Genomic DNA, 14,396 nt, shown 5'->3' with positions numbered 1-14,396 from the left:
ATACAATTACTTCAGGTTTTGACAACCATCATTGATGACAGCAAGCCGAGCTTTTTAATTCATGGGCGGCTCTGGCTGCGGGTCCAATTGGTTGTACCTGATTATTACCTGGTTGTTCTGGCCCACCCATTCAACTTCGCAGCCCAGATTCTCAGCAATGAAGCGCAAAGGCATCATGGTCCGCCCGTTGATGATCAAGGGCATCACCGCAGCGTTGTCTCGGTCTATAGCAACGCTCTGACCGTTGATTTTTGCCTGGCTCTTGCCGATCCACAATTCGATGGTGGTGCCTCCCTGTTTGATCAAAACTTTCTTTTCGGTGTCGAACCACTCAATGGTGGCTCCGATGGCTTCGGTGACAAAACGGATAGGGAGCAGGGTGCGCCCCTCTATGATGATGGGGCTTACATCCATGGCGGAGGCGGTACCGTTGACATTATAGTTGTTATTGCCGATGAAGAAATCCAGGGTGAGCTGGCTGCTGGCGCTGCCCCCGGTACTGCTCCCTGTGCTACCCCCGGAACTGCTCCCAGAACTGGCAGTGGGAGTATAGACGACCGTATTGGAGGGTTGGGAATTAAGGAACATATTGTAGGCCCTTACCCGGTAACTGTATGGTTGGTTGGTGTTAAGGCCGCTCTCGGTAACAGTGGTTTTATCAGCGCTTACAGTAGAGCTCATGGCCCAATCCGCTGAACCGGTTTTTCTTTCAATAATATAGCCGTCAACATCAGCTGAAGGGCTGGCCTGCCAGGTGAGTTTCACTGCTTTGGGGTCGCCGGGAACGAGTTGGGCTGTCAAAGCTGTGGGCGCAGCAGGGATCAGCTGGACGTAATCGATATTGGGCATAAGTGCAATTTTATTAAGCACTCCCTTGGCTTCATTGGAATAAGTGGAGTCAAAGAATCCTCTGGCTTTTACCCGGTAGTAATAGGTAGTGTTGGGCTGGGCACTGGTGTCGGAATATTTGGCAACGTTAGCCCCCACCTCGGCGATTTTGGCATAAGTACCGCCGTTGACCTTTCTTTCAATGACAAAACCGGTTTCATTGCTGGAATTGTCCTTCCAGGCCAGATCCAGGCGGGAGAAAAGGTATGGGGTTACCGTCAGGCCGGTGGGGGCAGCTGGGAAGAAACTTGTAACAATCTCTTCGGCTTCAGTGCCCGGCAGCACTATAGTGGAACCGCTGATACTAAAAGCGGAATCGCTGGTGTCGATGGCATAAGCCCAGGAATCGGTTTCATTGTCATAATATATCCAGCGCGCCTGGACCAATATATTGGAACTGGACTTATTGGGAACCTGCCAAATATAACTGCCGTTATTGGGCAGATCTTCCTTGATTTTGATCCATCCATTGGTGGCGGGGTCACCAACGGAGTAATAGAGATTCATTTCACCGCCGGGCAGGGTGGAAGTCCAGTCAATTTTCTGCGCATTTCCGGCTTTCAGGGCTTCTCCGCCATTGGGCTTGGTTACCTTTATCTGTTGCAGTACTTTTGCCGAATCCCAGGCTCGGAAAGCCACACCTTCATAATTGTAGCCGGGGATATTGGCCGCAGGCACTTGATAAAAATGATGCCTGACCATGTCTGATGCACTAACAAACGGATCACCACCAAGCCAGTTCCAGCCGTCAGAATGGTCTGATTCAGGACGGTACCAGCGGTTGACATTGACATCACCTGAGGAGGTATTCCCGCTAGGGATGACATAGCCTTCAATGCCGATGTAAGAGAAGCCGTAGGTTGATATGACCGCATCCCGTTCGGCAGAGCTGATGGCATAGTACATGTCATTGTAGAGCATGCATTTATAAAGGGGGACTGTGCCAGGCAGCGGCACCGGGGATATGTAGCAGCAAATCCCTTCATCAGAGAAGCCTGACGACAACCAGCTGTTGCGCTCCTGGATATTGGTAGTGTACCAGTGCACCTTGCCGTTCCAGCAGCGATACAGGGGTATAGCCTTGATACTGAAGGTTTCAGTTGGTCGCTGTAATGACGGTGTTTTAATGTTGAGGTCGGTTGAAGGTTGCCAATTCAGGTCAGGCAACTGGATACTCGGGCCTTGTAATGCGGCCGCAGTTCCGGGGAAAATTGAGATCATGGTCAGCATCATCAAGCAGACCAGGACGGCACACAGTCCTCTCCTCTTCACATTTGTCACACTCCTTGTCCTGTTAGATTATAATATTTAGCTTAATAATAGCACTTTTTTACCATATCAAGGTAATATCTGGGACGCATAACCGGGAGAAAAGGATAAATCTTTCAAGGATGAGGAATTTGAGACGAAAATCACCGCTCTTAGCAGGTATTGGTTAATTACAATGCAGACATTTACGATTTCTGGTGGGCCGATGAAGATGACCCCAGGTTTTCACTGCTGCCGAGGGGAGAACAGGGGATTCATTACCACTATCATTGTTCAGGGCTCATCAGGGTGGGTGCAGCTAATACCTCTCGCTGCAGGCTAATATAACTGAAAAAACCAAGCCTGTCGGCTTGGTTTTTTAGGTGGAAATAAGTGGGATCGAACCCCTGACCTCTTGAATGCCATTGCCAGGGATTATGGTCACAAGGCAAAAAGATTAGGAACAACTTTAATATATTGCGTCTGTGTCACTTCAGGCTAAATGCTGAAGCCGTTATCAGATAAAGGCTTCGTAGGTTCGCAGCACTAGGGCAATAGCCTGTTCTCTGGTGGTATTGCCGAGCGGATTTATCCTGTTGCCTCCGACACCCATCATAATGCCCTTGCTGTTCAAATATCGGACGGATATAATCGCCCAATCCGCTATCGCATATTCGTCGGCAAAAACGGCTGGGTTGGTCACACTGGTATTCAGGGAGGGTATGGCGGCTTTCAGGGCGCGGGTGAGCATCGCGCAGATCTCCTGGCGCGTGATGGACAGATCGGGCGCGAAACGGTCCGGGGCAACACCCGCTGTGATCCCCAGATTATAGGCCTTGAGAATTTCCGCATCGCTAGTGTCGTTGAAGGGATTTGGGGAGACCGGTGAGGCAGTCCTGCCGGTCATCTTCTCGTAGAGTTTCACCGAGATCTGGCAAAACTCGTGGCGCGTAATATCCTTCTGCAAATCGCTCAAAATTTCATCAATTGTCAGGCCGGATTCGATCGCCTGCTCAATTTCGGATACGGCCCAGCTGCTTGCGGTACTGGGATCGTATGCGTCCGGCCGCAAGGGTTCGGGCTCGGGCTCGACATTGACCGTGATGTCCCGGCTGACGGGAGGCGGGGAAGCGGTGTCATCGGCGACCAGTGTATAAGACATAGAGGGCGCAGCAGCCGTTTCAGTATGGGAGACCGTGAGTGTCCTCGGCTCGGTACCAGCGGCCTCTTCCCTTGCCAGTACGGTCGAGCCGCGCATGATAGCCACATACGAGAGGGCCTTGTTATCGGTGGCGCGAGCGGTGATGGTCACAAGTTCGCCCTCTGTTGGGTATTCAGGGCTCACGGTGTATGTGAGCTCACACGGGGTAGTGTCGGATGACGGGAGGGTATAGTTGATCAGGAGGGTAGGCCGAGATTCGGTATTATCGTCGCTGTTGAAGAATATGGTATTCGATGCTTCGCTCCATTCGGGGATAATGGCAACGCCATAGTTTTTTTCGGAAGAGCCCGCCCATCTTTCCACCAATTCAGCCGGGATAGGAATGCTGTACCACCCGGGATCAGAGTCAATATCTACGGAACCGATGTCCATAGTGGCACCGCCGGTCATTTTGTAAGTTGGCTTGGTTTGCCAGGTCACCGTGGCTTCGTCAAAACTCAAGCCCAGCCTGCAGGCAATAACTGTCCCCTCACTCAAATTGGTGTTGTACAGCCTGATAGACGCGCCTGCGATCACGGCGCCGTCGGGCAGGGGGCCTCCGTCCGCTTCCATGATCGGATGGAAGCGTATCAGCGAGACTCTCAATTTACCGTATTGATCAGTACCCACGGCGAGAGAGCGATCATTGGCATGATTTTCACTCGGGGCGCTTTCGGAAACAAATGTCGAGGACGTTGACTCGACGGCTGCCATTTTGTAGATGGGGGTTATAATCAGGGAAGGCTCCGGCGCGGCATACGCGACGGAATTTGAAAAAAGCATGGCGGCCAGAACCATAAATGAAATCAGTATTCTAAATTTCATCGAGTATCTTCCTTTCCATATTTAATGATTTATTGCAAGCTGTCAAAACACAAAAAGATCACTGGCATCATTTCGGTCATGACGATGCAGATTTATTATGAGGCATCCGCATTAAATAAGCATTAAATTCCCCGGCAGGTATGAAAATTCCATAGAAAAGCTTTGCCTCTGCTGTGCATAGCGAGCCATAAGCGGCCCTTGGCCTCCCAAGGAGCGTTTATGGCTCTCTATATCGATTACCGCATTTCTTTTTGGTATCTTTTATCAAATTGTTTAGATACGGAATCTGCCAGTTGGTTTTGTCCGGTCTGCCGATAGAGTCCGATCAGGGTTTTATAGGCGTGCTCATTATAGGAATCCAGTTTTATGATGCGCAGCAACAGCATTTCGGCGGCTTTGAAATCTGATTCCCGGATTAAGAGCGTCGCCGCATTATGTGCCGCTTCGTAAAACAAGGCGCTGAAATATTCTCTATCCATGGTCGTATAATCGTAATAGATATCCTGAGGCAGAAGGCCATCCCGATACAGGTCAATCATCGCAAGCAACGCGGCCTTTTTCCCTTCCGCATCTCCTGCTTTAGATTTTTGAAATAATTCGATAAATAAAGCGGCATCTGTTTTGCAGTTTTTTGAAGCGATAAATCCACGTTCCTCTTCGCTAATGAGGGGGGAAGCATCCTCAAAAGAAACTCCGATGCCGGACAGGACCTTGCGGATCTCGCAAAGAGCAACCCGCAGGGAGTTTAAAGCGGCTTTCTTTTCGGAATCCGGCCAAAAAACAGCGGCAAGCGTTTCCCGGGATATGTAAAGGCCCTTATTGAGAAGCAGGTACTTGACGATTCCTGAAATCTTTCGAGTCTTAAAGGCGGTTTCGTCAATGCATAGGCCGTCTGCTGTGATCCGAAACCCGCCGAAAAGCTCAACATAAATATCCTTTCTTGAAGGCTGTTTCCCAATGTGGGAAAACTTACCCAGGAATTTCTTCGCGGCGTCTGAGGAATGAAGGGCATCCGCATGCTTAACCAGATGCTTCTCCGCCGAAGCACCAAAATATTTCCGGATGATAGAACGGAGAAAAACCGTCTGAATGTTCGCTTTGACAGCACGGGCGCACATAGCTACAAATGTGGGAAAATGCATGTCATAAAACACCGCATAATCGTTTTCGACACAGACCAGTAAGGACTTCCTTAAGTATGCCGCGCCTTTTTCGGGGTTGCCGGTTTCAAAATAGAGCTGGGCCAGATGCAAAGCGGTGCCAGCCGCAGATTGCACGGCGTTTTTCTCTGTGCTTTTAGCGAAGGAATGTAAGAGCAGCTTTTCAGCCTGATCATATTCCCCGCTTTCCCGTAAAGCCGCACCCGCAAGAGAAGCAGCCAGATCATCGTCGCCCTGTCCCGGATTCATGGCCATGAGCTCGTTATAGGCATCAAGAATCTGTGATGGCGCCACGGAATTGTCAGTTCCGCAAACCCACAGATAGTAATGAAGCCTGCACAGATTGGCGCGGGCACCGTTTTCAAACGCTATATAGTCCCGCTGCGCATTGCAGATATGGCGGACCGCGCTGTCCATATCGTGCGTCAGGTATTTGATCAGGGCCAGATAATACCTGCCGTTTGCATTGGAATAATGATGTGCATACCGCTCGCCCAGTTCCAAAAGCTCCTGCACCTTTTCCTCGCCCGCAGAAAACTCCCCTTTGAGCAGAAAAACGCGGCCGTGCAGCGACAGCGCAAAAGAACGCCAGTATAAATCGAGCTTGACGAGATTCGAAGTAAACAGGTTATGAAGTATCTTAAGCGCGCCTTCGAGATCCCCCTGCCTATGCCGCAGCGCGCATCCGTACAGATAAGCCCCGCAGCGTTCCTCCTGGTCTAAACTCAGATTCCTCAGCGCCGAAAACAAGGCGTTCCCTTTTTGAATATTCTCGCTTAGCGTGGCTTCGGAAAGCGATAGCAGCATCAGGGAACGCCTGCATAACTCATCTTCCATGGCTCCCGGAATGGTTTGAAGCTCCTGCACCACTTTTGTTACGATGTCCAGACGGTTCTGGTAGACGCAGGTCATCATAAGGAACAGGCAGGTTTTGATGCGCATGGCATGATTCCCCGCCGCTTCAAATAGCCCCCGGGCTCTATCAAGGCATCGTATGGCCTGATTGAAATCAATCCGTTTATTGGTCACGCCGTCGTACATCAGAAGATAGGGATGATGTTCGCGATAAGTTTCAGGGAAGCTTCCGACCATGGTTTTAAGGGTTTCGGTGGCCCCCTCGTTTAACATGTGGTCTCCGCACCTTCCAATCACATCGGCCGCCTTGTCCGTCTCACCCGCAGCCAGATAGTGCCGGACTGCCCTGTCAACCTGGTCGGAGGCTAAGTAGTATCCGGCAATTTTAACCTGAAGCTCATGCAGGCCTGAAGTTCCAAAGATGTCGCGTCCCATGGCGGCCAAAGCGTTTTTATAGAGCGAATGAAAGCGGAAAACAGTTCCGCTGCCGGTAATAGTTTTTGTCAGATAAAGGTTTTTTACTGCCAAAGCGTTTATGTAACTTTTCGTATCGGCAATGCCGAAAATACCCGACAGCTCCCCTTCGCCGAAATCCTCAAGCAGCGCAAGTTTTAAGAGCATCTTTACCATGCTGTCGTCTTCATACTTCAGGGTTTCGCGGGTTAAATAACCGAACAACTCCTCACTGTTCATATTCTTCTCAAGGAAGCTGCCCAGATGCGCGACTCCGGAAGCTTTAAATGCTGCAAGGATCATCACAATGCCGGCGATCCAGCCTTCGGAAACCTCGTAGAGACGTTGATAGGCGTTTTTATCAGCGGTAACGCCGAACTTTTCCCGACAGAATAGACGGGTCTCGTCGGGTGTGAAGCGCAGTTCAGCCGCTCCGAAGGCGGCAATGCCTTCTTTAAGGGCATGCCCCGCTTCAAGGCCGGTTTGCTGCCGCGAGGTGATAATCAGGCGCACGCTGGGCGGCATATTGGAGAGCATGTACCGTATGCATTCGATAATCTCGGGCTGTCGGACGGCATGATGAAAATTGTCAAGCACAAGATAGATCGGGGCATTATTTTCGCCGAAACACTCCCAGGCATCCTGACAGAGCACCGCGTTGAACAGGCTCAGGTCATTCAAGGCAGTCAGCATATTGGGGCTTTGAATGCGGCTTTGATCAGGAACGCTTTGGAAAAGCGTATGGACTAAATGAGCGGCAAATACCGCATACCGGCTGTCCTCGGGCTCCAGCCGGTACCAGCACACCTGCGCATCAACACCGGCAATCGCAAGCAGAACGGCGGTGGTTTTGCCGCTGCCCGCCGGAGCAGTGATCAAGGTGCAGCGGTTTCCCGCGATGCCAAGCGCCCGGAGCCGCTCCGTAAAAAGGGCTTTATCGGTCGGCTCAGGGGCGAACAGCTTTGATTTTAGTATGGGAATAGGCTGCTTGCCGGTTTGTTCCATGTCACCCTCCATTCCTTCCATTTTATCTGTTTACCAGATTTTAACATAAATTTAAGTCGCAAAATACAGTTTAAATATCGACCCTGTTAAATTTAATGGCAATTTAATGCCCATGACTCATGATTAAAAAGATCAATATACGATGAAAGGACGTGGTCTTTTGAAACCGGGAAGAATCCGTATAGTGGCGGTGCTGTTGGCACTTTGCCTTGCCGTGGCCTTTGCTCCGACCACGTGGGCGGCAGGTGAGGTTTGCCAGATTGGTTCGTCACTATACATAAATTTGGATGATGCGCTTATTGCGGCAATGGACGGGGATACAATCATACTGCTGGCTAATATTGATTACAGCCATGGATTGAGCTTTGTTGACAAAGACATTACTTTTGACTTGAACGGATATGACCTCAAAGTTGAAAACAGCTCGGGCGATGGACTTTTTGCCAATAATTCCGTCATCGGCATGACCGACACGGCCGGCGGGGGTGAATTTATCGTAACCGGCACAACAAGGGGCGTCAGGGCGGTTCTTGGAGCCTCGGTGACCGTGACCGCTGCCCACGCAACCAGCGTATCCGGCGCAGGGGCATATTCCGAATCCGGTGCGCTAGTCAGGGTCATAGGTGACGCGACTGCAACTAGCGCGGGCGGCATCGGTGCATACACCGAAGGCGGAACGATCGACATTTGGGGCGATGCGCAGGGCGTGGAATGCGGCGTAGTGAGTTATGGAGAGTTTAGCCGCGTCACCATTGGCGGCAATGCCATGGCGACCGGTGCGGGCGGCATAGGTGCTGCGGCAGGTGATGGCGGGGAGATCATTATCGATGGGGAGATTCAGACGACTGACATCTATGTGCGTATAGATTCCACAGAAATGGGGATCGGCGACGTTACGCTTCCCACCACCAAGGCGGGATACCGCACCTATAGCGGCGGCAGCCCCATTAAAAGTACCGTCTGGGTAGAAATGCAGATGACCTGCGAGATCGACGGCGGGGCACAGTATGAAAGCCTGGCAGCCGCGCTGGGCGACGCCAATGACGGGGATACGGTGCGGCTGCTGGCAGACATCGCTCACAATTCTGGCATAAACATTAGCGGTGAGACCGTTACGCTGGATCTGGATGGGTACGAACTGATTGTCAGTGAAACCTCTGGAACGGGACTCTCCGTTTCAAACGGTGGCATTGTCTTGATCGGCTCGGGCAGCTTCAACGTGACTGGTTATGAATGCGGTGTGTATGCGTATCCAGGCGGCGTAGCCACTGTCACCAGCGCCTCGGCAATGAGTAATTCCACCGGCGTCGGTATTATCGCCACGGGAGGCGGCAATGTGACGGTGACGGGCAATGTCTGGAGCGACTGCAACGGCATTGTCGCCACCGGAGCGGATACCGTGATTACAATCGGAGGCAATGTAACGGTTGAGGCTAACGAAACCTGGGGCATCCAAGCCTCGGCAAGCGCGGAGGTAGACGTCGGAGGAGACGTTACCGTCAACGGCGGCGGTGGCATTCTCGTCCAAGGAGACGACAGCGTCATACAAGTCGACGGCAGCGTGACGGCCACCGATGGCGGCGGCGCAACGGCAACAAACGGAGGCCACGCGGCCGTGGACGGCAACGTGCAGGCATCGGCTGCGGGCGCATCCGCCATGGGTACCGGAAGCACCGTGACCGTGGGCGGAAACCTTTCGGGAACCACGGGCGTGCTTGCACTGAGCGGGGGGCAGGTCGAGGTGCAGGGCGGTGTGGGCGCAGTTATGTTGGGCGCCCAGGCGGGCTATGACGGCAGCCTGGCTGTCATTCACGGCGGAGTCATTGTCACAGACGATGCCGGAATCGGCGCGGAAGCATTCGGATCTGGATCCGGCATGGCAGTCGTCCGAATTGATGCCACTATCACCTCCGACACCTATATCCGCGTCGGCGGCGAGGTCAAGGACGGTAGCGAGGCGAGCCGGACAATACCTACCCTATTGCCGGGTTACCATACCTACAGCAGCGGCGGCGATATCGTATTTGTAAAGGTGCCGGATGTTGAAGGCGGTCCTCCCGTCGTGGTGACCGGTGCGGTGACAGGCGTCAGCTCATCCGGCGCGACACTCCGTGGAAATGTCACGGATCACGGGGGATTGACGGTTACCGAACGCGGATTTGTCTGCGGGACGGCGGAAAACCCCACTATCGGTGACCCGGACGTTATACAGGTGACGGCGGGCAGCGGCACAGGCGAATTTTCGGCTGCACTGAGCAGCCTTTCCGCGAACACCACCTACCATGTGCGTGCCTATGCCACCAATGCAGCAGATACGAGCTACGGCGGGGACAGAACGTTTACAACGCTTTCGGTCACGCTTGCGTCCGGCCCGGACGGTGACAACCGGCCCATGGTCTTTACTGGCTCGGTTACAGGCATCACCGCTTCCAGCGCAGTGCTTTCCGGAAGGGTCAATTCAAGCGGTGGGGCTACTGTGACGGAACGCGGCTTTGTCTATGGTCCGACGGCTAATCCTGTTATCGACGGCAGCAACATCGACAAGGTGACGACGGGCGGCGGGCTGGGTGAATTCGCGGCGGAGATCACCGGGCTTGTGCCGGATACTGCCTATTATGTGCGCGCCTACGCCATCAACAGAGAGGGTACAGCCTATGGGGCAAATGTGAGCTTCACAACGCTGCTGCTTCCGTCGGCTGGAGAAACCGGCTGGTTGGAGGCGCCGGAGACCGGCCTGACGAGTGGCAACGTAGTGCTCTATACCGACCCGTCGGGTGAAGAACACATTCTGGGTCTGAGCCTTGTAGAAGGCTCCAAAATGAAATACATTTCCCGTGGAGCCGGCGACTATGAGATCATCTACAACAGAGAGCCTTTTGACGATATTTCAGGCCATTGGGCAAAAGACGATATTGATTTTGCTACGGCGAGATTGCTGTTTATCGGCGTTGCGCCAAGGCTTTTTTCACCTGAAACCAGCATGACAAGGGGCATGTTTGCGACCGTACTGGGGCGCATGCATGGGGTTGACCCGTCGCTTTATACCGGGTACAGCTTTAACGATGTGCCGGAAAGCGCCTATTACGCGCCGTATGTGAAGTGGGCCCGGGAAAACAGCATTCTATTCGGCGTATCGGAAAGCTCATTTGAACCGGAAAGAGCCGTCACGCGGCAGGAAATGGCCGTGATGATGCACCGATTTATACAGTACCTGGGACTTAAACTTGAAAACGACGGCGAAGAATTCAGCGATGCGGATGCGATCGACTCATGGGCGCGGAAAAGCGTCATGTCCCTCAGGGAAACCGGCATTTTAACCGGCAAGCCGGGCAACCTGTTTGACCCACATGCATCCTCGACGCGAGCAGAGATAACCACTGTTCTGAGAAGGCTTATTGAGTATATCGTGAATAAATAGGCGTACTGCTTATACGTTACCTGTCATATCGGGAACGGGCGGTTGAAGAAGCAGGGGGATGTTCTTTTGCTTCCTGGTAAGGGAAGCAAAAAGAACATCCCCTGTTTCTATATATTATATCACGAAACTAATTTTAATATTAGTCTTATAATGGCCGTTCTATCCGTGTATCATAGGAACAATGCACAACTATGCGAATAGGATTTAACCCCCACAGGAGGCTTCATTGTGGAAAGTTATCACCAAGATCGAAACTTTGAAGAGAAGCGTCTAAACCATACCATATCTATTGCCACGGAGCAATTGTCTGCTGTCCGACTGAGGAGCCAAAAAAATTTGGCCGCCATCGTTGCGGCTAAAAAAGAACTGATGGATGATACCTCTCATTCCATCTCCAACCTGTGGTCATTGGATAACTTCCACCAGCTGGTAGAGTTGAGTCAGTACGTAAATCCAGTATCACATAAAATCGCTCAATATGAAATGGAATCCAACCGGATATTGCTGCTGGAGAAAATGCTTGAATCCCCTTACTTCGCGCGTATTGACTTCAAGTTCGACGACACCCCTGGGGTCAGAAATGTATATATCGGGCTTTCTTCCTTAAAAGATGACAAGTCTCGTGAGATGTATGTTTACGATTGGAGATCCCCCATCGCCAGCGTTTTTTACCGCTTCGGAACGGGGAAGGTTTTTTACGAGGCTCCTAAAGGAAAAATCAGCGGCGAAGTCGGTCTAAAACGCCAATACGAAATCAAGCAAGGCCGACTGGAATATTTCTTTGATGCCGATGTTCAGATCATAGACGAGTTTTTGAGGAAGCTCTTATCCCAGAACGCCTCCCCCAAAATGAAGACTATTGTGGAAACCATTCAAAGAGAGCAGGATATCATCATACGAGACATGGAGATGGATCTGATGATGGTGCAAGGCGTGGCAGGAAGCGGCAAGACCTCGGTGGCCCTGCATCGGGTGGCCTATCTGATGTATCAGGGGCTGTCAACCCGGTTGTCCCATAACGATATACTGGTCATCTCGCCCAATACCCTGTTCGAACAGTATATTTCCAGCGTATTGCCGGAGCTGGGGGAAAACAATGTAAATTCTACAATATTTGAAGAGATTCTGCGGCAGGTTTTGCCCATCAAGCCTATGCAAAGCAGGAATCAGTTTCTGGAGGGACTGCTCTCTGCCGCTGATGAAGGATACCGCAATTTACTAAAGAGCAGCACGCGTTTTAAGGGCTCCAGTCAGTTTATTGAAATACTGCAGCGCTTCATCAAGGATTGGCCCAGGCGGTGGCTCGATTTCAGCGATGTATATTATAACGGCAGGCACATTGCCAGCCGGCAACTATTGAAAGCCAGAATATTAAAGGCCAATAAAGCATCTCTTTTGAGTGTTCGTTTAGAGCAATTGGAAAAGCATATCCTGGAATTGGTGCACCAAGAGCGAAAACGGCGTATAGAGAAATTGGAGAGACATGTTGCTGCTAAGCCTGGACACGAATTTGAGGTGGAAGCAGAGGCGCGAATGTTATCCATCTATGAAAGCACCGCTTTGCTTAAGCAAATACGGAGGTTTACCCAGCCTGACCATTTAGAACTATACCGGCGGCTATTCAGCAATAAAGACTACTTCTACAGTCTGGCCAAAGGCATCGAATTGCCCGATGACATCGAGGGTATTCTAGACTTTACCCGTGAAAACCTCAAAAAGGACTATGTGCATTATGACGATGCGCTGGCCCTGGCTTTTCTCAGGCTAAAAACCCAGGGTTATACTGACTACCAGGGTATTAAACAGGTGGTAATCGATGAAGCCCAAGACTATCATCCCATTCATTACGCCATACTGAATGCCATGTATCCCAAGGCCCGCTACACGGTAGTAGGTGATATCGACCAAACCATAGGCAAACAGGAAGACTTATCACTGTATGACCAAATAGCTGAGATATTTGCCAAGAAAAAGTCCACTTTGGTGACTTTAGAGCAAAGCTTTCGCTGCACCAATGAAATTTTGACCTTCAGCGCGCAGTTTCTCGACCCGGGCTTCAAAGTCCATAATTTCCGCAGAAAAGGTGAGATCCCCAAGGTTCTTACCGCCCCCTCCAGATCGGCCCTGGACCGCCTGATCATAGCTGAATGCATGACCTGCAAGGAAATGGGTTATCGATCCATTGCACTAATCAGCAAAACTGGGCGAGACGCCACCTCCTTATATGAGCGTCTGCAGGATAAGATCGATATTAAGCTGATTACCAGTGGTATGGCTGCCGATTTATCGGGAGTGTTCATCCTGCCCATATATATGGCTAAAGGCCTGGAGTTTGACGCGGTGTTGATATGTGACGTGGATAAAGACCATTTCAACAGCGAAGCTGACAAAAACCTGTTATACATTGCAAGCACCAGGGCTCTGCACCGACTGAACCTGTTTTACAGCGGAGAAATCAGCCCATTGCTGTAATTTTTACTTGCTTTGATTCCAGCTTATTGCAATTACAGCTTATTGCGATTTCAGCTCGGTGTTCCAGTTTGCAGTGATTTCAGCGGTCCGCCTCTATTTGAGAATGCTGACCAGCATCCATTTTTACTAGATATAACCAATACGGATCGGTTGTCGTCAACAAGCCGCCTGGTGATGATCTCCGTATTGGCAAAGGAAAGCGTTGAAAACGCGTGGTACCGACAATTTCAGCCTGGTTTTTATAAGGAGGCGATTTGGTGTGACGGAATTGATCTTTAAAAAGGTAGCAGAAATTTTGTCAGAAATTATTGACAGGGACCCTGAAGACATCGGGCTAGACACAGCATTAACAACTGGTAACGGGATCATGGCCATTGACGTGGCCAAATTGGTAATAGAATGTGAGAAGAAATTCAAAATCACCATTCATGATGAAGATGTGCACACCTTCACAACCGTAAATGATGTAGTGGAACATGTGGAAAGGACTCGCTCGGAACGGTGATGGTAGGGAAGCGGGGGACGGTTTTCTTTTGCCTGTATGATCAAAGCGGCTAGGCTCGGTAAAATAAAGCTTTGATCGGGATTGATTTCCTGAGTGAAAAGCCTATCTCCGCCCTTGATAACAAACAGACCAAAAAGCCCCGGCAATTGGTCATATGGATATATTAAGGCCAGGCCGGTAAGAGCCCTTTAGCCTTTAGGGAAGCAGGCGATGATATAAGTAAAAAGGGATTTTTTACCTGCCTTAGAGTATAATAATAACCAATAATATCCTTTAGCTTGATCTTATATTTACACACCTCCAGCTGGGTAAAGTTGTGGTACCGATACCTAGGCGACTGTTCGCAGGTGGGTCAACACCTGTCAA

6 protein-coding genes are annotated in these 14,396 nt (G+C 51.0%); 3 read left to right on the top strand and 3 right to left on the bottom strand.

The window, feature by feature from the left end:
• Positions 1 to 54 precede the first annotated feature (54 nt).
• The 3 genes from AC15IQ_RS14995 to AC15IQ_RS14985 form a co-directional block, all read right to left on the bottom strand.
• Complete coding sequence (locus AC15IQ_RS14995) at positions 55 to 2,160, bottom strand: stalk domain-containing protein (protein ID WP_483180248.1); 2,106 nt, start codon at positions 2,158 to 2,160, stop codon at positions 55 to 57.
• Positions 2,161 to 2,653: 493 nt separating this feature from the next.
• The gene (locus AC15IQ_RS14990; RefSeq protein WP_483180246.1) at positions 2,654 to 4,162 is read right to left on the bottom strand and encodes a DNRLRE domain-containing protein; all 1,509 of its coding nucleotides are present in this window, start codon (positions 4,160 to 4,162) and stop codon (positions 2,654 to 2,656) included.
• A 236-nt stretch (positions 4,163 to 4,398) separates the two neighbouring features.
• The gene (locus AC15IQ_RS14985; protein WP_483180245.1) at positions 4,399 to 7,635 is read right to left on the bottom strand and encodes an AfsR/SARP family transcriptional regulator; all 3,237 of its coding nucleotides are present in this window, start codon (positions 7,633 to 7,635) and stop codon (positions 4,399 to 4,401) included.
• Between the two features lie 142 nt (positions 7,636 to 7,777).
• Between AC15IQ_RS14985 and AC15IQ_RS14980 the strand changes: the two genes are divergently transcribed.
• From AC15IQ_RS14980 to AC15IQ_RS14970, 3 genes are all read left to right on the top strand, one after another.
• On the top strand, positions 7,778 to 11,053 hold the full coding sequence (locus AC15IQ_RS14980; protein ID WP_483180244.1) for an S-layer homology domain-containing protein: 3,276 nt from the start codon (positions 7,778 to 7,780) through the stop codon (positions 11,051 to 11,053).
• 228 nt (positions 11,054 to 11,281) lie between these two features.
• Positions 11,282 to 13,525: a HelD family protein gene (locus AC15IQ_RS14975; RefSeq protein ID WP_483180243.1), complete on the top strand. Its 2,244-nt coding sequence runs from the start codon at positions 11,282 to 11,284 to the stop codon at positions 13,523 to 13,525.
• A gap of 259 nt (positions 13,526 to 13,784) precedes the next feature.
• A complete protein-coding gene (locus AC15IQ_RS14970; protein ID WP_483180241.1) occupies positions 13,785 to 14,030 on the top strand; it encodes an acyl carrier protein in 246 nt (81 codons plus the stop codon).
• Positions 14,031 to 14,396 lie beyond the last annotated feature (366 nt).

The organism is Syntrophomonas sp. DTU019, from assembly GCA_913757435.1.
Lineage (GTDB): Bacteria > Bacillota > Syntrophomonadia > Syntrophomonadales > Syntrophomonadaceae > DTU019.
This window is presented reverse-complemented; position numbering and strand designations above follow the sequence as displayed.

What these genes read in the sequence shown, in the direction of transcription:
- AC15IQ_RS14990 (WP_483180246.1), bottom strand. Translation starts at nt 4,162, where the DNA reads ATGAAATTTAGAATACTGATTTCATTTATGGTTCTGGCCGCCATGCTT.
- AC15IQ_RS14985 (WP_483180245.1), bottom strand. Translation starts at nt 7,635, where the DNA reads ATGGAACAAACCGGCAAGCAGCCTATTCCCATACTAAAATCAAAGCTG.
- AC15IQ_RS14980 (WP_483180244.1), top strand. Translation starts at nt 7,778, where the DNA reads ATGAAAGGACGTGGTCTTTTGAAACCGGGAAGAATCCGTATAGTGGCG.